This is a genomic window from Burkholderia sp. Ac-20365 (assembly GCF_017104715.1).
Classification (GTDB): Bacteria; Pseudomonadota; Gammaproteobacteria; order Burkholderiales; family Burkholderiaceae; genus Paraburkholderia.
Map to the genome: position 1 here is coordinate 310,672 of NZ_JAAGPI010000003.1, position 19,023 is coordinate 329,694.

General features: G+C 59.9%; 13 protein-coding genes and 1 pseudogene. 8 read left to right on the plus strand and 6 right to left on the minus strand.

Annotation, left to right across the window (positions count from 1 at the left end; translation table 11 throughout):
• Positions 1-61 precede the first annotated feature (61 nt).
• On the plus strand, positions 62-1,669 hold the full coding sequence (locus G3O01_RS07825) for a hypothetical protein (protein WP_241023766.1): 1,608 nt from the start codon (positions 62-64) through the stop codon (positions 1,667-1,669).
• 105 nt (positions 1,670-1,774) lie between these two features.
• Here G3O01_RS07825 and G3O01_RS07830 read toward each other — a convergent pair whose 3' ends face one another.
• The 6 genes and pseudogenes from G3O01_RS07830 to G3O01_RS07855 form a co-directional block, all read right to left on the minus strand.
• Positions 1,775-2,521 (minus strand): transposase, encoded by a 747-nt coding sequence (locus tag G3O01_RS07830; protein WP_241023767.1) that lies wholly within the window; start codon positions 2,519-2,521, stop codon positions 1,775-1,777.
• A 168-nt stretch (positions 2,522-2,689) separates the two neighbouring features.
• On the minus strand, positions 2,690-3,622 hold the full coding sequence (locus G3O01_RS07835; RefSeq protein WP_205803941.1) for a hypothetical protein: 933 nt from the start codon (positions 3,620-3,622) through the stop codon (positions 2,690-2,692).
• Positions 3,623-3,631: 9 nt separating this feature from the next.
• Positions 3,632-6,343 (minus strand): hypothetical protein, encoded by a 2,712-nt coding sequence (locus G3O01_RS07840; protein WP_205803942.1) that lies wholly within the window; start codon positions 6,341-6,343, stop codon positions 3,632-3,634.
• 507 nt (positions 6,344-6,850) lie between these two features.
• A complete protein-coding gene (locus G3O01_RS07845; RefSeq protein ID WP_205803943.1) occupies positions 6,851-7,243 on the minus strand; it encodes a hypothetical protein in 393 nt (130 codons plus the stop codon).
• 206 nt (positions 7,244-7,449) lie between these two features.
• Positions 7,450-8,261: pseudogene (locus G3O01_RS07850) on the minus strand (IS5 family transposase).
• Between the two features lie 736 nt (positions 8,262-8,997).
• Positions 8,998-9,321, minus strand: coding sequence for a hypothetical protein (locus tag G3O01_RS07855; protein ID WP_205803944.1), 324 nt, complete (start codon positions 9,319-9,321; stop codon positions 8,998-9,000).
• A 621-nt stretch (positions 9,322-9,942) separates the two neighbouring features.
• Here G3O01_RS07855 and G3O01_RS07860 point away from each other — a divergent pair.
• From G3O01_RS07860 to G3O01_RS07890, 7 genes are all read left to right on the plus strand, one after another.
• A complete protein-coding gene (locus G3O01_RS07860; RefSeq protein ID WP_346779161.1) occupies positions 9,943-10,893 on the plus strand; it encodes a sigma-54 dependent transcriptional regulator in 951 nt (316 codons plus the stop codon).
• A gap of 243 nt (positions 10,894-11,136) precedes the next feature.
• Positions 11,137-11,523, plus strand: a complete 387-nt coding sequence (locus G3O01_RS07865) for a DUF3467 domain-containing protein (RefSeq protein WP_205803946.1) — start codon at positions 11,137-11,139, stop codon at positions 11,521-11,523.
• A 3-nt stretch (positions 11,524-11,526) separates the two neighbouring features.
• The gene (locus G3O01_RS07870) at positions 11,527-15,381 is read left to right on the plus strand and encodes a papain-like cysteine protease family protein (RefSeq protein WP_205803947.1); all 3,855 of its coding nucleotides are present in this window, start codon (positions 11,527-11,529) and stop codon (positions 15,379-15,381) included.
• Between the two features lie 190 nt (positions 15,382-15,571).
• Positions 15,572-16,543, plus strand: a complete 972-nt coding sequence (locus G3O01_RS07875; protein ID WP_205803948.1) for a hypothetical protein — start codon at positions 15,572-15,574, stop codon at positions 16,541-16,543.
• On the plus strand, positions 16,540-16,785 hold the full coding sequence (locus G3O01_RS07880) for a hypothetical protein (protein ID WP_205803949.1): 246 nt from the start codon (positions 16,540-16,542) through the stop codon (positions 16,783-16,785). Before G3O01_RS07875 ends, G3O01_RS07880 begins: the two co-directional genes overlap by 4 nt.
• Positions 16,782-17,573 (plus strand): hypothetical protein, encoded by a 792-nt coding sequence (locus G3O01_RS07885; protein WP_205803950.1) that lies wholly within the window; start codon positions 16,782-16,784, stop codon positions 17,571-17,573. The genes G3O01_RS07880 and G3O01_RS07885 overlap by 4 nt, the downstream gene beginning before the upstream one ends.
• Positions 17,570-19,018 carry a S8 family serine peptidase gene (locus G3O01_RS07890; RefSeq protein WP_205803951.1) on the plus strand — a complete coding sequence of 483 codons (1,449 nt, stop codon included), beginning with the start codon at positions 17,570-17,572 and terminating at the stop codon, positions 19,016-19,018. Before G3O01_RS07885 ends, G3O01_RS07890 begins: the two co-directional genes overlap by 4 nt.
• Positions 19,019-19,023 lie beyond the last annotated feature (5 nt).

Genomic DNA, 19,023 nt, shown 5'->3' on the forward strand with positions numbered 1-19,023 from the left:
ACATCCTCGTGAACTACAGGTATCATTCCCGATAAACATAAAAGAACCATAAAAACACGCTATGACCGCCTCGGCTCAAATTGACACCACGAACTTGCTCACCATATTAGGCGTCGTCGCTGCAGTGTGGGCCTTAATCTCCCCCACCAGCAAACTTCGACTGCGATTTTGTCTGGCGTGGGGAGATTGGCTAGTCGGCAGCACTGTGTTGCTCTTGGTCCATTATTTGGTATTTGCGCCAGCCCTAGAAAGGTTAGGGCTCTACTACAGCCTCGGGCCGTGGAAATGGCAGATCGACAGTTCCAGCGCTGTCTACTTGCTCATGCTTTCCCTCGCTCTCTATTTTTTTTGGCGAACAAGATCCCCAAAATTGGTTCGAAGCAAAATCCACGTGTTTCACGAGTTGATTGAGAACCTTTATCTCACCAAGCGCTACGACGAACTAGTACTACTCGTCGAGCCACAACTCCCAAGGTTGATCCTGATGGCACAGCAACAGCCACTACTTGCCCGATGGATTGATCATCTTCAAGAACCCCAAACTAATCTAGCCGCATATCTGCTCGGAGAAAAACCTCGCGCCAAGTCGACCTGGCGGCAAACTTGCATCACCGCGCTAAAAACCGTGAAATCTTGGAGCATTGGACATGCCAAGGCCAACGCTCGGGCCCACGAGGTGCTGTTGAATTTGGTCTTATCCCCTGATCTCACAACCCATCTTGCCGTGGCCCATCCGTATTTCGGCCTTCAATTCCTGAGAACGGATGAGGCGATACGTTCTGAATTTATTAACAGCTACATCGATGCTTTGCTTGATACCCCAACAAGCCGTCTCTATGTAGAACTCAAAAACAATCAGAACCTGATGTCGGGAAGTCGCCTATTTATACCCGACAACAATCGCCTGTTGCGATTCTTCTTCTCCGATGCGGCCGCGGCGATAATGTACGGCCTTGATGAGGCAATTGGCGATGCAGTGCTTCGAAGACTGGACGAAGACCGCAGACTGGTTGGTCGGCTCAACGAGCCCCTTGGCTCATATTACGACTTCGGAAGGTTTCGTTGCCCGATCAACTCCGGCATAACGCTCTACGAGATCATGGTTCACGAAGGGATTCATCAGGGCCTGCAGGACCACATGTGGCTTCATTATTTCGGACACTTCGCTGAAAAAATATTAAAACAGATGGGCACACCACCTGATGACGATTCGTATCAGGAGTGGCCTACACCCTTTCATTATCATTTATATCGTTTGGTCAGCATTGCCGCAGATTGGGCTGAACAATGCCAGCATATCGATAGCTCAGAGATTCCAGAACAAACGCGAGATATCAAGAATTTTGATCGATTCTACATCTCAAAAGAAGCCACCAAGTTGCTTGGATCATTGCTCCAAGACATCATCCCGAGCGAGAAGCTTTCCATGTCGTTCAAAACATATCTGCTAGACGTTGCTCTTCGCTGTCATATCAACCTTCAGGCAAATCGCCAGTTGATTGACATCGCATCGTCATTGAAGACCGCAGTGATCTCGGGTGCAAGCATGCCCACGAGAAGGTCCTATCGACTCCAGCTTCGAAATGTTTTCAACAATGTTGATCATAGAATGCGGCACGAGGCAGCGCAGTTCGAAGAAGCTTTGAATGCCTCGCTTGTCGATGCCTAAGGTGCGAAAAACGGAGTCTGTGCATCAGCCTTGATCTGCGGCGTCGTGTACTGTTCAGGCAGTCCACCGAAATCGATCGCGCGATTTCTGCTGAGCGCCTCAGTTTCACGTCCACGATGCGCTGCTACCCGGATTAGCAAAGCGTCCGATGAAGCCGACCTCCAACAGGATGACCGTTGCCAGAGTCTGGCCAATCCCCGGAACCGTCGCCAGCAATGCGTGATCGGGGTTCTTTGCCACTCTTTCCTGAAGTCGCTTCTCAATGATCGCAATCTGGGCGCCGAGCGTCGTGATGGTCGCGACGTTTGCCTGAACCGCGAATACCGCGTCGTCGGGCAGTCCCATCTGGCTGACCGCCGCTTCGTCCAGTCGGCCGACCTGATTGCTCGTGATGCGCCGGCCGAACCGGCGGGCCGTGATGTTCTCGACCGCGAGGATGTGCGTGGTGCGACTACGTACGAGTTGCATGCGCTTGCGAGCCAGGTCGCGCAGGTTGCGCGCTTCAGGGGGCAGAATCGTTCCGGTGGGCAGGATTCCCAGTCGCAGCAGGTGGGCCAGATAACGTGCGTCCGTTTCGTCACCGCTATGCTTGAGCCCCTCGTACTTTTTTATGGCCGTCGTGTGGGCCAGATGCACGGTGAAGCCTGCCGCCTGCAGACCATCGACGAGCCAGTACCAGTTGTAGGTCGATTCCACTACGACGCCTGCCAGTTCCTCCTTCCACCCGGCGACAAACGTCACGATTTTCACCAGCTCGTTTGGGAAGCGTCTCTCCGCCACCACATGGTCGGATTCGTCAATCACGCTCACCACACTGTTGTTCGAATGCAGGTCGATGCCGCAATATTTCATGATGGCTTCCGTTTCGGCAAAGTAGTCGGTGGACTTACTTTACCTCCGTCGTCCATTCGGATAACGAACGGAGGCCCGCTAGATGATTTTCATCTTTTTAGCGCGAGCTTTGGACATGTGGATCTGGCTTTCACATTGTATGTGGTGTTGTCGAGGCGACAACTGGGCTCATGTTAAATCACCGTTAATCGGGTCTATGTCCGGCCAGTTATTCGCGACTGGCGTCCCGCTTTCGATCGCGCGTACCTCAACGCTTGCTTGCGCGCCACGTTCGGCGCCGTATCGCAGAGCGATAACATGAGTGCCTGGCGAAAGACCATCCACCGATGTGAGGAACCCGCGGCCGACCTCCATGTCGTCCACGAACCACGCCAGATCTACCTCACGTGGGCCGCCGGGCCGCTCGGCGTCTGTGCAGGCTCCCTGCAAGATCACATGAGTCTTCGCGACGAGCCTCGCCCCGGGCGACGGCTGGATGATTGATGCTGAGGGACCGTGGCGCTGCAGCATAAACGGGGCGGTGACGGCGTGTGCTGAGCGCAGTCCGTTACTATAAGTCGCCGCGATGAAGCAATCGTCGCCACCCGGCATTTCCGCTAGATCAAGCGCGATTTGTTTTTCGGGCGGGCCAAGATATACAACGCGAAACTGCCGCGGTCCCCATCGATATACAAGCGTCAGATGTGCGTCGTCAGAAGGCTTACTAAACCGGAATCGAAGCGTTGGAGGCCTTGTGCGAACCACTCGCTTGCCCGGCCCTGTCATACTCAATTCGGCGGGTGATGGTATCTCCCTGCGCCATACGACTATCTCCATGCGCCGAAGGCGCACAAACGCCGCGTCGGGGCGCAGCTCTATATACGCGAGAACACGGAAACGATGCGCATCGCCAGGTTGGCAACCTTGGTCAGCCTTCACTTGCGCCAGTTCCCGGTGCAATATTGTCTCGTCGGAACCGAGCAGTTCGACGACGATCGGGCTTTCTTCAACCACGGGCCACGCGCGTACATGCTGCGTCGACCGACAGCGCTTCGGTGCAAACTGCCCTGCCCGGTCCAGCAATCCGCGAATGACTAGCACCTCCCGAGCTTTGCCTTCCATAGTCGCTCCTTAACTGCCAATCTCCGTCCATAACCGATCCCAACGTACCGGCATCGGCCAGGTGTTATTTGGCGTTCCGCAATAGGTCATGACGTCGAAGACACCCGTGCCAACAAGTGTCAGGGCTACGTTTCGGGTGACATCGAACGGCACATCGGTCAGTTGAGCATTATTGGGCCAAACGCTCGGCGCGTCGCCGCCTTGCGCTTGTTGACCATTGCCGCACAATACGCCGACGTGTCTTTGGTTCAGGCAGTGCGACAACTCGTGAGCCGCATAGGGTCCATCAGCTGGCGGGGTGAAACACACATTGCTCGGAATGTCTACTGCCTTGCCTTGAAAGAATGCACCGGGAATCAGTACCCAGATGGCCCCATCGTCATCTGGACAGTCGGAGCCCAGCCATTCGGTCAACGCTTCCCAAGTCGAGCAATTGTGCTGATCGTCGAAATCGTCTAGCAGGCTGTCTCGATCGGCGACTCCTGCACCGCCTGGGTTCAGGACACCAGCGCCGGCTAGGGGCGCGATATTTGCCGTTGGTGTAGGCAGTAAGGGTATGGCATTTGTCAAGGTCGAGACGCATACGGCGTCACTGGGCACGCTGCCGTTCCAGCGGACGCGTATGTAGCGAAACTGTAGGACACGTCTTTTTTCAAATGTGAACGCGCTACTGCTAAACGTCGCAAGACCGTCAAAACCAGCAAAGCCAACCAGCGATCCAAAGCCAGACGTGCGGACCTCGACTTCGAAGATTACGGTCTGGGTGCAATACATCGGGGGCAAGATGAAGTTCAGTGTGTCATCTGTGTTGTTGCGCTGCGGGTTCGCCACGACGGTAATAGAAGCGCCAGGCGTGGGCGCCATTGGAAGACTGCCGTTAGCTGCGTCGATCCATCCAGAAAGAATTCCGTCGTGCCGGATGCGAATTCGTCCTTTTACATTCGCCACGGCGTTGCTTCCGAATCCTGAAAGGCCGTGTCGAACCATTACTCGGACGACAGTCGCCTTTCCGTCGACCAACCGCACGGCCGCATTGGATGTCTGGATACTTTGAGTTACTTCGATCCCGCTGATGATGAGCCGCGGTCGTTTTGAAGCGGCAATCGTGAGATCACGCGTTACAGTCCCGCACGGGCCCGCAGCGGTCAAACGATAAACGCAGTTGACGGCGAACGTATGTGTGAAAGGACCAATAAGGCGACTAGAAACGGTAGGGTCGGTCAACAAGGTCGAACCGCCAAAGTCAGGACCTGTCGCGGATATACGCTCAACCCTTAAATGGTCCGCGTTACGCACCGTCCACGCGAGCGTCACGACTTCGCCTGGTTCAACGGCAACGGTTGACGCGCCATTGACCGTGAAAGATTCAATGATTGCAGACCCGGCGTGGAGGTGATTGACTCCGATGTCGGGCGGACACTCGCCGAACGGCTTCACGAGTTCTATTTCGCCGAACAGAGCAGCACAGGTGAAACGCCGGATATCGTCCGCAAGCGCATTCTGATGGGCGGCCCAATTGTTATATGCCGCGACATACGCCGCGTCTCCGAATCCTATCGCTCCTGAAACAACACCCGCCGGCAACGCCACGGTAATGGTTCTGTCGGTCCAGCGCAATGAGCGCACGCCCACCGCGTGACAACCGTCGGCAAATGGAAGCAACAGCACGGCAGATGCATGGAACTTAGAAAATCCCATCCCTCTGACGACTAATCTATCTCCGGCGCAAGCACCCGAAGTTTCAATCGACGTGATGCCGTCGATCCAGGTCACGCGAGTTGGTCGTGCTGGCGGCTGAATTGCCAAACGAGCCTTGATTCGGGAAAGCACTTCGCGCACGCAGGCGAGGTGGTCGAGCCAGCCGGGAGGGAAGTACTCGGTGGGATCGTGCCACCACGGGAACGGTGGATCGAGTTGCTCCGGGTCCCAGTCCTTGCGCCCCTTTAGACGAGCGATGATCTGCTCGATCGGATTGAGGCCGGGCAGGTCAATCTGGGGTACGCTAGGCAAGTCGGGCGTCGTCAAACTAGGTATGTCGGGCACCTCCGGCGGCACAGATAGCGAAAGTGTGTGCATAACGCTCGGCAACCTGACCGAGAGCCGATTGGACTCGACCAATTGCTTTAATTCGTCGAGCAGCGCGCTCGACCCGCCTTCGCGATATGCGCGGGAAAGGGTGACGATTGGCTGTGCTGACCGCAACAGGACAACGAGCGCATCGAATGCAGTGCTTTGACACACCGCGCCGGCGGTTACGTGTGTCCTGGCAATGACCATTGCCAAGGCGGCAATACCCCTTTCGTCAAACACCTCGTCTTCAACGCGTCTAAGCGCTTGTTGGTTTAACGCGGTCGAGACTAAGTTTCCATTACAGAGACAACCTTGTGCAGATTGAGTACCCAAAAAATCTTCGCCGGCAAACAGATCGGATATGCCTCGCGCTGGGTAGGCCAGATGCATTATAGAGACGAGCTTCGTACGCAGCCTGTTACCGGCAAAGCTGTCACCATCAACAACACTCTGCGCGAGTTTAGCCAAACTATCAAGGCTACGTAGTGGGTCTGTTATTACGGTCAATAACCGGTCAAGCGCCGTAAGTGCCGGGGGGCGAGCATTCGAGATTATCGCGCGGGCCGTTGACGAAACCGCGGCCCAGTTGACGACCTGTCCGATTGCGAAGGCCTTGGAAGTGGCGCCTCCTTGAATGCGGTGTTTTGGCATGAAGGCTATTCCTTTCACATTTTTTGAAGCCGTACCGACAACTGCGCTTCGAAATCGCAGTCGCCTATGTCAGGACCTGAGTTTCGTAGGTATAGGTCAAAAGCTTTCAATTGGGAAGGAGAAACGTTAAGAGATGGCTTTCTATGCTTCGATGCGGACCACCATCACATCGATCTAACCGGTGAAGAAGTACTCGCTATCTCACGGCATCCCGGCAAAGCCGATGAACCATGCCAGCTACTGTTACCAGAATCGCGGCTGTGTGCGGACCGACGCCAAATCCCTGGCGGAGCCGACGAGCATGCTAATCTGTGAGCTTTTCCAACATCGCGTCGCGAATTTGAGTTCGCGGTCCGGTGAACTGCGACAGCCCTATGGATTGGGACCCGAATAGGCATCTATGCCAATGTGTTCCATACCGAATCGCCGCCTGAGGCCCTTCTTCGTCTCGATAAAATGGCCCTCTACGTCAACGCTCGTCGCCCTCGACGCAGTGCGCGCTTTAGGCTAGAGACGTGTGAGTCTCGATGCTGAGAATTCGCCTTCTACCAACCATTCCAGCGCATAGACGTTCAGCAGTCGCACTGCTTCGGCGGCGAATTTCAATTGAGTCTTTCCGCGTAATTCTGGGGCATCTGCCTCGTCGAAGGGTAGATTCTGAACAAGACGTCGCTGCTTCCAACTATGGAGGTCTTCTAAGTAGACCTGATTCACGAGCAGTGCGGGGCTCTCAGCGCGGCGCGATTTCATGCAGGAACGAGCGGCGAAATGCCAGGCGAGGGGCTTGTCGGTCGTAAAGAACGTGATCTGTTCGGCGAACTTTCTTGTCGAACGAACACTTTGGGCCGTACCCAATGATGTGCCGTGATATAGGAACTCGATTCGTTCATCATCGTTCATCTGCCGCTCCAGTAGGTCCGTCATTTGCAACGGGAGGTGACCTCTTAGTTGAGGCCCCGATCGCCATTTCGTCTCAAAAGGATGCGCGAAGCATCCATGGGCGCGGGGCCTTTCAGCGGTCGTGAATTTCGTTCGCCACCCACTTCCTTATTCAACATAGCCGGTACTTGAGAGAGTTCAAGAGAATTGTAACCGTCTAGAGCATGTTAGGAACTTCTGAGTACCGGTCCCTCGTGAACGAGCATAAGCATCGCGAAGACAACGAAATGAAGACCGGCAAGGGTTTCGGGTAGCCGTTCATAATCTCGCGCGAGGCGGCCGAATCGGTTGAGCCAGCCAAAGCTGCGCTCGACCACCCATCGCCGGGGAAGCAGTACAAAGCCCTTTTTTGCTTGCTGCACCTTGACCACCTGCAATTCAACGCCTGCATCGCGCGCGGCCTGTGCAGCTTCTTCATCCGTGTATCCCTGATCCGCAAATGCCACCTTGACGGTGTGTCCCGTGATTTCCTGAGCCTGACGCGCAAGCTCTGCCACCTGTGCGTGCTCCTGTTCATTGGCCGGTGTCACGTGCCCCGCCAGCAACTGCCCCGGGGCATCCACCGCGATGTGGACCTTGCTGCCGCGTTTTCGCTTATAACCGTCGTAGCCCCCGCGCGGTCCGCTCTTGCAGGTTGACTGCAAGGTACGGCCATCCAGGATAACGGCGCTGGGTTGTCCTTGCCGCCCTTGCGCCACGCGTATTACCGAGCGCAGGTCGCAAACCATGTTCTCAAAGCAGCCGCCTGTAACCAGCGTTGGGTCTGCTGGTACACCAGTTCCCACGGCGGAAAGTCATTGGGCAGCATCCGCCAGGGCGCGCCGGCCCGCGCAATCCAGCGCAACGAATTGAACATGTCGCGCAGCTCATACTTGCGCTGTGGCGCGCCGACGTCCATCAGCGTCAGATAGGGTGCCGCGAAGCTCCAATCTTCGTCCGATACATCAAGCGGGTAGCCTTTGCGGTTTGCTCCTTTCATACCGCCAGGATACCGGGTCCAACATAAAGTACCTATCACGCTCTAGGCGGCCTGCGCAAAAACCCTAGGTTTTTAACGCTCCCCTTTTCAAACGATACGAGGCGTGTGAAAGAATGCCAGGATTTGTTGGTCACGTATGGCGCGAAGCATTAGAGCGTGTCACGAACTTCTGAATATCGGTGCCGCATGAGCAGGCATAAACATCGCTACGACAGCGAAATGAAGGCCCACAATATGCGTTACGCCGGATTGCGCGGGCGGTTGCGCCCGATGGTGCCCAGTGACTTTTTGCAGTGGCAAGCGATGGCTAACGAAAATACGATATCGCACATGCATCGCAGACGCACACCGTGTTGCCCGGCTCATCATGCAATGCGTGCGGGCGTTCCGATAAAAAAGCGGCGTCATGCACAAATTCACAACAGCAGGCTGGCTTCCCACTGCCCCCGAACAGGCGGTGGGACCACTGCTCTCATAGTGACAGGGAGGTACTTGACTACGCCTGAGCTGCCGGGCGCCCCGTTTTCGATCGTAACGATATGAGCCAGTGCTCTCTTCCAGGCGGTCCGCCCAGTCGGATTCCGCGAGGGAAACACGATGACATATCAGCCCCGGGCGGTACGCAGACTTCCGTTGGCAGATCCCGAACGCCACCTTCGACAACCCGCGCCTATCAATGCAGCGCATGACACGCCGGCTCCCCTGAGGAGCCTGATGCACGCGCTGGCCTCAGTACTCAGGCACTTTTCTTGATTATTTCCCACCGCCCTCCGACGGTCTCCACCGGATTCTCACGGTACCAGGCAAATTCGTCCTTATCGGGAAGCGTGGCGGGATTCTTCAGGTTGCAATCGCTCAGAATGCAGATGGACGTTCCGGCGGCAGTCAGTTTCATATGCGTTTCAAGCGCCATCGCAACTATCCAGACGCCTGATGCCGGACACCATTCAAAATTGTTGAAACTTTGCCTGCTCCAGGTACCATTTTCACGAAACAGGATTACAACTTCCGCGTCTGAGCTCAGATCAGTAAAGCCGTACAGCCTGATGGTAATGTCCATGGCCCAATCTCTCCCATATTGAATTGACCTTGTCTGGCTACTCTCGCCAGCCAGTCTGCTGGCTGCGTGGCGCAGGTATGTACGCAAACGCACATCCGGTGCAAAAAAGAAGGCGATTTTTGCGGCTGGCGTAACCAGCCGCATGTCATGAGCTTCGATGCAGGGTCCGTAACGGACGTTCCAGCGATATGTTCCTGACGTTTCCCTTGATATGCTGCCTGCGACCTCCTACATTGAATCTGGGACGCAGGTAGACCGAACGCGGAAAATATGCGCTGCTACGGCGCATGCCCCCCGTTTCCAGACGCGGAAATGGCGCAATCCAGCGGCCCGTAACACATCCGCTATTCGTCGCCAGCCGGATACCCCCAATCAAGAATTTCAAAAACGCGTTACGCACGCCGATTATTTCGGGATACGAATCTAATAAATAAGTCACGTCTATCTGTGCGGCCCGCGCCGTACCTGGGCAAGGCAGCGGACGACCTCATCCGCCAGACGTGCCAGTACGATTGCCGAAGTAGCGGGGCTCACAACACCCAGAAAACAAGACGTTCTGTGCAGATACCGCGTCATTAGGGCTTCATGCACGGCTCTCACAGAATCCGTGCGGAGCAAAGCGTGGCGACAGATGCGGCGAGCCTTGCCATTGTAGGCACAAGCCCCCCAATAAACGCGCTCAAAGCGTATCTGCCCAAGGTAGCGCGCTCGCATGCAACCGCGCTTGTGACGGGAGAAACGGGAACGGGCAAGGAACTCGTCGCGCGCGCCATACACGAACTCGGCCCGCGTGCACAACGACCTTTTGTGGTCGTCAACTGCGGTGCGCTTCCGGACACGCTGGTCGAATCGGAACTGTTTGGGCACGCACGCGGCGCATTTACTGGTGCGCACACAACCACGCAAGGCAGGTTCGCAGCGGCCGACGGAGGGACCCTGTTCCTTGATGAAGTCGGTGAACTCAGCCTCCCGGCTCAGGCGAAGCTCCTCAGGGTACTCGAATCAAAAGAGATTGAACCGTTGGGGGGCGGCCCGCTTCGCAGGATCGATGTACGGGTGGTCGCTGCCACCAACCGCGAACTGCAGACCGAAGTCCTCGAAAAACGATTCAGGGCCGACCTCTTCTACCGTCTGAATGTTGCGCGGCTGGACATCCCGCCACTTCGGGAAAGGCGCCCGGACATTCCCCTGCTCGCCCATCACGCGGTAGCTGAATTCAACAGGCGGGATCACTGCCGTGTCGGCGACATTGGCGAGCCACTGATGGAATGTCTCATGGCGCATGACTGGCCGGGAAATGTACGCGAATTGCGCAACCTGATCGAAGCGGTATTTATTGACCCGCCCCAAGGTACGATCAGGTTCGAAGATTTACCCCCCGTTTTCCAGAGACTGTTCGGCAAGTACAGGACGACATCCCCATCCGAACGGGCCCGCATGATCGACGCGCTCGAACAGAGCCGTGGCAACAAGGCTGAGGCCGCCAAGTCGCTGAAGTGTTCGCGCATGACACTTTATCGCAAGCTTGCCAGGTACAACATCACTTCGACATTGCCCGAACGGGAAGACTGACGGCGCACATTGCCCATACGTGTATCCGTGCGGGCGTGGCGTTCACGCCCCCAGCAGTGATCACGCGTCACACATGTCACACGTGTCACATGCCAGCCGGGACCGCGTGACACCCATGCTGTTACACGGGCGGTGCCTGGGTAACAGACAGGGCCGTGTCTGCACGATGTCTGCACGTGCTCACAGCCCTTTCTCCCGATGGCATGCAGCTTGCCTTGAAGAGACGAACTTCAGGATACGCCGATGCCGCCTTCTGACCGGAATCGAAACAGTCGGCCCAAAGCACCGCTTGCGCGCTACGCCAACTATTTCGAGATCAGCCACAACGCGTTCGAGTTCCTGATCGATTTCGGTCAGTATCAACCGGACACACGCCGCGTCCAGTTGCACAGCCGCATGGCAAGTAGCCCGACGCATGCCAAGCTGCTTTGTGCGGTGCTCAGCATTGCCGTGCGCGAGTTCGAAGAGGAGTACGGAGAGATTGCAGACCTGCTCGACACTGACGATCTGTTCGAGCTGATCCTGAAATCCCTGCCTGACTTCGAACAGCGCGCCGCTTGCGCGCGTCACCAGGAAGTTCGCACCGAAGAACCTGAGAACCACAGCAGACCTCGACAGAAAAAAAGGTGAATCATGCCCGTCCAGATCCGCCCCACCCGGCTCGAAGTGAGCGACCGGTTTCCGATGCTGGGCTTCAGTATTCGAACGGATGGCCCGCCCCAGCGTGTCGAAGTGGCAATCGGTGCCGAACCCGGTCTTTTCAGCCGCGAGGGAAAGTCGCGCAGAAGCGCATCAAACTTCTATTCCACCCGGGTTGTGGGCCCGCTGCAGATCGCGGCAGGGCAAGGAGTCTACGTCGTACCGCCAGAGGTGCTCGCAAGACTTGTGGGTAACGAACGGCTTTACTATGGCCTCGCCATACAGGGTGATGATCCATCTTCGGTCATGAAAGTCGCCGTGTCGCCCGCCGAAGGTAGCCCGTACGTGTCCCTGAAGGGGTTAAGCGCGCGAAGCATGCAGCGCGTGCGTGTGATTCCCAACCGCCAGCAACGCGCCGCCGGTTACGGCAATGTCGGCCCGGGAAGCCTCGACTGGGCGGGGGACGATGCCACACCCGGGATGGAACCCGCGGGCGGGAAAAACGGGCACAACGTACCACCGACGGGCAACGGTTCGGGCACGCCCGATCGTGCACCACCGCCACCACCACCTGCCCCCTATGACGACGGGTTCGGACCCATGCCGGTATCAACATCACCCACGTCGCCCATGTCGCCAGTTTCAGGCTCACCCGATCCGCGCTCACCCGCTCCCATTGCCCGCGATCCATCCGACCTGCCTGCCCCGCCTGCCCGCAGCATGGAGGCGAGCCCAATCACGATCACGGGACAACAGCAGCCCGTCACGCCGCCGTCCGTGCGGCAGCTTGACAGTGTCCAGAAGGCCCTGATCCTGAGCGCCCTGGCAGCAGCTTCGGGCCCCGTTGGCCTCGCGCCACTTCTGGCCACCTTCCCCGTCGCCGCACGCGCCGCGGGTGTGTCAATAGGTATCGGGCCATCAGTGGGCGGTGGACTCGGCGCAGGTGGCGCATTGGGCTGCGGCCTGATCTACGGGCCTGATGGTGAGCTGGGTGCCTACGGATCAGCGGAAGTCGACATCGGCTTCATCACGTCAATCGGCGCCACCGTACAGATTACCGTGACGCGCGGTGGAATCGCGAGCTTCAATGGCTGGTCCATGGCGCTAGCCATCTCGGGCGGAGAAGGTGTCGTCGGCGGAGCATCCGCCCTGTTTGATACGATCGGCAATTTCCAGGGGATCAGCGCCTCGGTCGGCATCGGCGCAGGCTTCTCGCCCGTGGACTTTTATGTCGCGGCACAAAGAAGCGTCAGCACGCAGCTGGGCATGGCCGCAAGCCTCGGCTACACGCGCAGTGCACTCACCTCCGCACGCATCGCGCGCGCACCCGGCCGGATATCCCGGGGCCTAGCGTCAGACACCGGGCAGATCGAGCTCAGGTACCGCATGTTCATTCCATCGCCCCTGATTGATTCGCCCACGGCGGTGTGGGAGGGTGACGGTCGCGACTTTGCCTTCGATGGCGGCACAAGCCGCGGGGAAGTCCGCGCCATCGTGCGCCTGACACCGGGCGGTGGCATTGCCGGCATTGACGTGCTTGACAGGCATTGGGGCAAGAGCTGCGAATACGCATCGTCTGATGCGCACCATGTCGATGGCAAGCCATCATGGTGGCTCGATCGCAATGAAGGCGCACAGCCCCTGCGATGCGACACGCTTGCCGTCACCGACGGGAACCTGCGCATCTATGCGGGTGCGTCAGGCACCACACGCCCCGCCCAAGCCATCGCCGAAGGTGCCTCGATCGTCACGATCGAGGCAAGCGGCGCGCTCCCCCTGTCACCCATTGCGCCCGCCATTGATGCCGACATTTCGGTAATGATCCGCGCGACAGGTGATGGTCTTGAAGTCAAGGTGGAAGGCGAGCACGACGGTTTCCCATGCCACGAACTGTATGCCAATGGCGTATGCATTTACATATTCGATCCGGTGGCAACCGGAAGCTCTCCCCTCGCCTTGTTGCCACCCATGGACATCACCGTCAGCACACCCTGGACACAGATCGGCCCGATGGTACCCTCCTCCGCCGGAATGGCGCTCTCAGACGACGCCTGTTCATTGAACTGGGACGAGGTCGAGTCGGTCGCGCAGCCCACCGATGCAAGCTGCTGGGCTACGGCCGCTGCCATGATCATTGGCTGGCGCGATCGCGTGAGCGTGACGCCCGGGTTCGTGGCCGGCATCGGACAACGCTCGATCAGCCGCGGCCTTGACCCCGCAGACATGAAACAGTTTGCAAGCGACGTCGGCCTCGCATTCGAATACCCGGTCTCATACACCGCCGACGCATTGCGCGCGCTACTCGAGCGCAACGGGCCGCTGTTCGTGACGGCAGCCGTGCCCGGTCTGCACGCGATTGTTGTGACCGGGTTATACAGCGGCGCGCCCGACGCCAGCACCTACGTGCGAATCACTGACCCATGGGATCGCGCAGTTGGCACACCTGGCGCACCTGGCGCACCAGGCAGCTACCTGTCCACCCACGCGACGGGATCACGATACATCATGAAATGGCAGGATTTCGTGTCCGAATACGAGCGCGCGGCAATAGACTACTCCGGCGTCACACTGCAGATCCTCAGCTCAGGGCCGCAGACGGGCCGCATCCCAAACCGGGGCACCTCGACACCAGTGGGATACGCGCAGCAGCAAAACGACAGCGCCCCCCCGACCAACGTGCAGTTCGACGCCCGGGCATGGCCCACCACAGCGCCCACCAGTCTGGAGCCGCAGGACAGCGCGGCCTCTGGCGACACCAGCGCGCAACGGCGCCTCGATATCTGGCAAGGCAGCCTGCAGCAGATCGCAGGAAACGTCTCGACAGCGCTGACGCACTTGCCCGCGCTCGCCCGCACCCGAAGCTGGACCATTGCCATTACAGGCGGTCCGTCATCCGGAATTGCGCTAGGCAGCGCGATCGGGGCGGGCATCGCACTGGGCGCCGATGGGCGCTCCTACACTTTCGGCCCTGCACAATCACAGCAGCAAAGCTCCGCCCCGGCCAGTCCGGGAGCACCGGGCGACATCCCTCGCATCGACCAGGGGACGTTACAGTTCACGGTGGTCGAGGGCGAAGACGCCGCTTCCATCACGCGCTGGACCCAGGCGGTCCGCTTTCGCGCGGACGATGCGCGGGTCCATAACGGCGCCGTTCTGCTCGCGGGCAATGGCACCTTCATCGGTGTGACCTTTGGTCTGAACCCGCTGGAAGGTCTTTCGCCCGAGAGCGTGTTCGATGCCGTCAAGGCGGCATACGCGCAAGGCGCAGGTCAACCGCCCTCGATCACACAGGCACTCCGGGCACGCCAGCTTGCACAGACGCCCACTCTGGAGTCACCCCCGCCACAGACACCACTACCGGCAGGCACACTGCGCCGGGTCACCGGTTCGATGAACGGTGTGACCTGGGATCTCATGCAGTTCGACGGGATGAAGGTACCGGCGAACGGATGGCGTGATGCGGGCGTGGGCGTAAGCCGCGGAGCGAAAGTCGACCTGGGTGACTGGCCCTATATCAATGCAGTGGGACCCGCGGCTGCGGCAGGCCAGCGCTCGTGTGCGCCCCTGAGCATCGACTGGTCGTACCAGGCAGGAGCCGTGGGAGACATTCGCATCACGCCTGGCGCCCTGAGCACATTCGATGGCCGCTCGATCACGGTCGAGGCGACGGTCGCGGACGGCACAGACACACCCGAGATGGTCAGTCTGCGGGTGCACGTGCGCACGACCTTCAGCCGCGCGGGCGAGGCCGATGACGTCGCCGTGACGAGCGTCACCCTCTTTGGCGATGGCAGGCCGCCCGTGCGCGAAGATGCGTGGGAGATGGCCGGCACCAAGATCGCGGCCTGACTCGCACGCGTGGAGTCTTATCGTGACAAGCTCCTACGAAAAACCCGAGCTGCCCGCGCCCACGCATCCCGTGGGCGCCACCGTGACGGGCTACTCGCTTGCGCGCGATGCGTTTGGGCGCGAAATTGTCGAGCCTGCGGCGCCCGTTGCCAATGCGACGCCCGCGCCCGACGCGACAACCAGAAAGGAGATGGCAACCGATGCGATTGGCCGGCGAGCGGGCGCGCTGAGCGACGAGCTGGATTTTCCTGCCTTCGTCGCCTCGCTCATGCACGGTACCTTCGACGCGATGGTCGATTCGTCAATTCGCCAGATGCAGGCCTTCGCCGATCTGGTGGCCGCCGTTGCGAAACCGCTCGAACAGTTCACGCAGGAAAATGTTTCGGTTAACCAGGCACGTGACTATCTGGTCGAGCAACATCCCCGCGACATCGCACTGGCCTCAAGCGACGGGGAAATGACGCTGGTGCCCGTGACCAGACCCACTTCGGACGACGGGTTCACCTCCGGCGACGACGACGCTGCCTCGCCCCGATGGCTTGCAGACTACGGTCACGACGGCGCGCAGCTCACACCGGAGTTTCTCGAGCAGGAACTGCTGCCTGTCGCACGCGCGCGCGTGGCGCGCTCACGGCTTCAGACGCTCTCGACGATGGTACTGCTTGGCATGAACCGCATCGTGATCAAGGATGGCACCATTGGTGCGCGCCTGCGCTTTCGCGCGGCTGCAGCCGATCACGCGGCCGTGCAGTACGCAACATCGGGCGACCCGGCAACGGGCGGGGAGAGCTGGGGCCGGCGCGCAGGTTCCAGCGAGCCGCCTGCAACGACCAAGGTTTCAACCGTCGGCGTGAACGTGCAGTCCGATAGTGAACTGAAGGCTGAGCTCTTTGGCGAAGTAAAGATCAATTTTGCCAGTGAGACGCTTCCGCTGGATCGCTTTATTGACGAGGCAAAACGAACGCTGCTGGAGGGTCATTCGCGTAGTGCCCATAGCCCCCGCGAAACCGACGCGGCACGCCGCGTTTCGCAACCCGCACTTGCCGCCCCTGCAACGCCAGTCGCCCAGCTACCGCCCGCGATCGCCGTTGCGCCGGCAGCACCCATCGTGCCGTCCACTTCCGCCGTGCCGGCCGACACGCCACTAGTGGTCACGCGATGACCGAGCGCCGCGAACTCGCAGACATGCTGGTAGACGTTGCTGACGGCGCCCTTGCAAGCGCCAGTGCAACGGGCATTCGCGCGACCTCGGTCGAAGTGTCGTTGCCTGTCGAGGTCGCGCTGCAGATGCGTGCCGGCGCACTGGCCGTTATCGCGGAGCTACCGCGTTTTGTGTTTCGCAGCAGCTTTGACGCGCCGCCCGGCCGGCTGAAGGTGATCTGGTCAGAAGGAGGCACCTCATGACGGAGCCCGCCACCACACTGCCGCTGGAGAATTTCATTCAGGCTGTCCAAAGCCAGCTCGACAAGGCGCAATCGGCCATGGCGATGAAAGCACGCAACCTTAACCTGCCGCTCACGTTCGCGATCAAGGACATCACGCTGGACCTGCGCGCCCATGTCGAGTTCTCACGCAGCGAAATACGCATCCGGCCTGCGGGCGCCAACGACGCCCAGGCGAGCGTCTTTCACCTCGTTTTCGCGGCGATCACACGGCCGATGATTGAAGAGAATGCGACCGCGCTCACCGATGACCCGAACGATCGCCCGATCGACGATCTTGACGACGATAGCCTGACCGAGGAAAACCGCCGGCAGCTCGAATGGATCGGCGTACGCACGGTCGACAAGCTCCGGGAACTGAGCGCGACGGGGGGCGTACCTGCCATCGGCCGCGTCACCGGGCTGCCCGTGGAACGGCTGCGCCGCGCGCTTGAGCGCGCCGCCGCGCCCACGGTCGAACACGTCACTCCGGTCGAAGCCCAGCCTGGCGAAGGCGCGATGGCACTCATGCGGGTCAGGGGGCGCAATCTGGTCGCACAGGATGCCAACGGCTCGGCGATCCCGCGCGTCACGCTCGATGGCCGGCCTGTCGCCATCGTCAATGCGAGCGAACGCGAGTTGCTGCTCGCACCGCAGGCCCATCAATGGGCGGGCGAGCTGTCCATCGCACCAGCGGCGGGCGCGGCCACCACCCTCAGTTTTGATCTCTCGCCGTTCGCGCCGCCCCCGGCAACAGGAGCCCCGTCATGACGATCCGCGCGCTGGCGATGCCCTGGGCAGCACCGGGTGAACGCATGTACTGCCTGCCAGGAAGCTTTCTTCTCAAGATGGAGCTGGGCGAGGCGCCCGATAACGTGCCCTCGCTGTTTGACGTACGAGGCGGTCACGCCCGTGCCGCCCCCAAGCTCGATGGCGGTCCAATCGATCGTATCGTGCGCCACTTTGCTGGCGACACGGCCGTTGCACGCGTACACGTAGCCGCCGCATCGCTGGGCAGCCCGGGCAGGCGGCACTGCCGCTTTGACACCGCAGAGCAGGTATCAGGACTTGCACGGACCTTCCTCTTCCGTGTCCTGCCCGGCACGCCGATCGGCGCGCTCGCCCAGGCGCTGGCCCAGTTGCCAACGGTAGCGTCCGTAAGCCCGAACTATGTGTCCGTCATTCCCTTCGAAGGCACGGCGGCCGAAACGGGCAGCCCGGACAGCGATGCGGCATGGGCGCCACGCGAGATGGTGCGTGCGCCTCAGGCGCTTGCCTATGAGCCGGGCGACGCGGCCACGCTCATCGGCCTCGTCGACAGTGGTGTCGCGCTTGAGCATCCCGAGATCTCCAGCCGGCTGCGCGCGGGCTTCGACACTGTGCATCTTGGCAACGACGCGGTCGCGCCCGGCATCACGCTGCTTGGTGAACATCATCGATATGACACGAATCCGACCGATCACTTTGTGGGCCACGGAATGGCCTGCGCCGGCATCATCGGCGGCGTGGGCGTGCGCATGCCGCCAGGGCTGGCGGGCGACTCGCAGATCATTCCCATGCGCGCGCTCGCCGCGGCACGGTTGCCCAACCGGCCCAATCCCGTCGGTCTGGGTGCGATCGCCGACCTGGATGCGGCCGTCAAGCTGGCCGTCGATCTGGGTGCAAAGGTGCTCAGCCTGAGCTTTGGTACGGAAGACAGCGCGCTGGCGGCATCCAGTCCCCGGCCGCACGCCGATGTTGTGCGCTACGCGCTCGAGCGCGGCTGCATTCTCGTCGCGGCCAGCGGCAACAGTGGCACGCAGACGCGCTTCTGGCCGGCTGCACACGATGGCGTCATCGCTGTCGGAGCGGTGAATGCGCAGGGGAGTGTCTGCTCTTTCTCCACCCGCGGCGAGCACGTGGCGCTGTGCGCGCCAGGCGAACGTGTGCTCAGTACAGCGCTGGAAGGCTACCAGATCGTGACGGGGACCAGCTTCGCCGCGCCCTTCGTCTCGGCTGCGGCAGCGCTGCTCCTGTCGCGTGCGTCGCGCCGGGCCATGCCCCTGGACGGCGCGGCCGTGCGTGCCCTGCTCGTCTCGTCGGCACAACCGTTCATGAGCGAAGCGCCGCCCGGTTGCGGCGCGGGGATCCTGGATGCGGCCTCGACGCTTATCGCCCTTGATGCCGCCATTGACCGTTCACGCGAGGACGAGACGCCACAGACGGAAGACGGATGAGCACC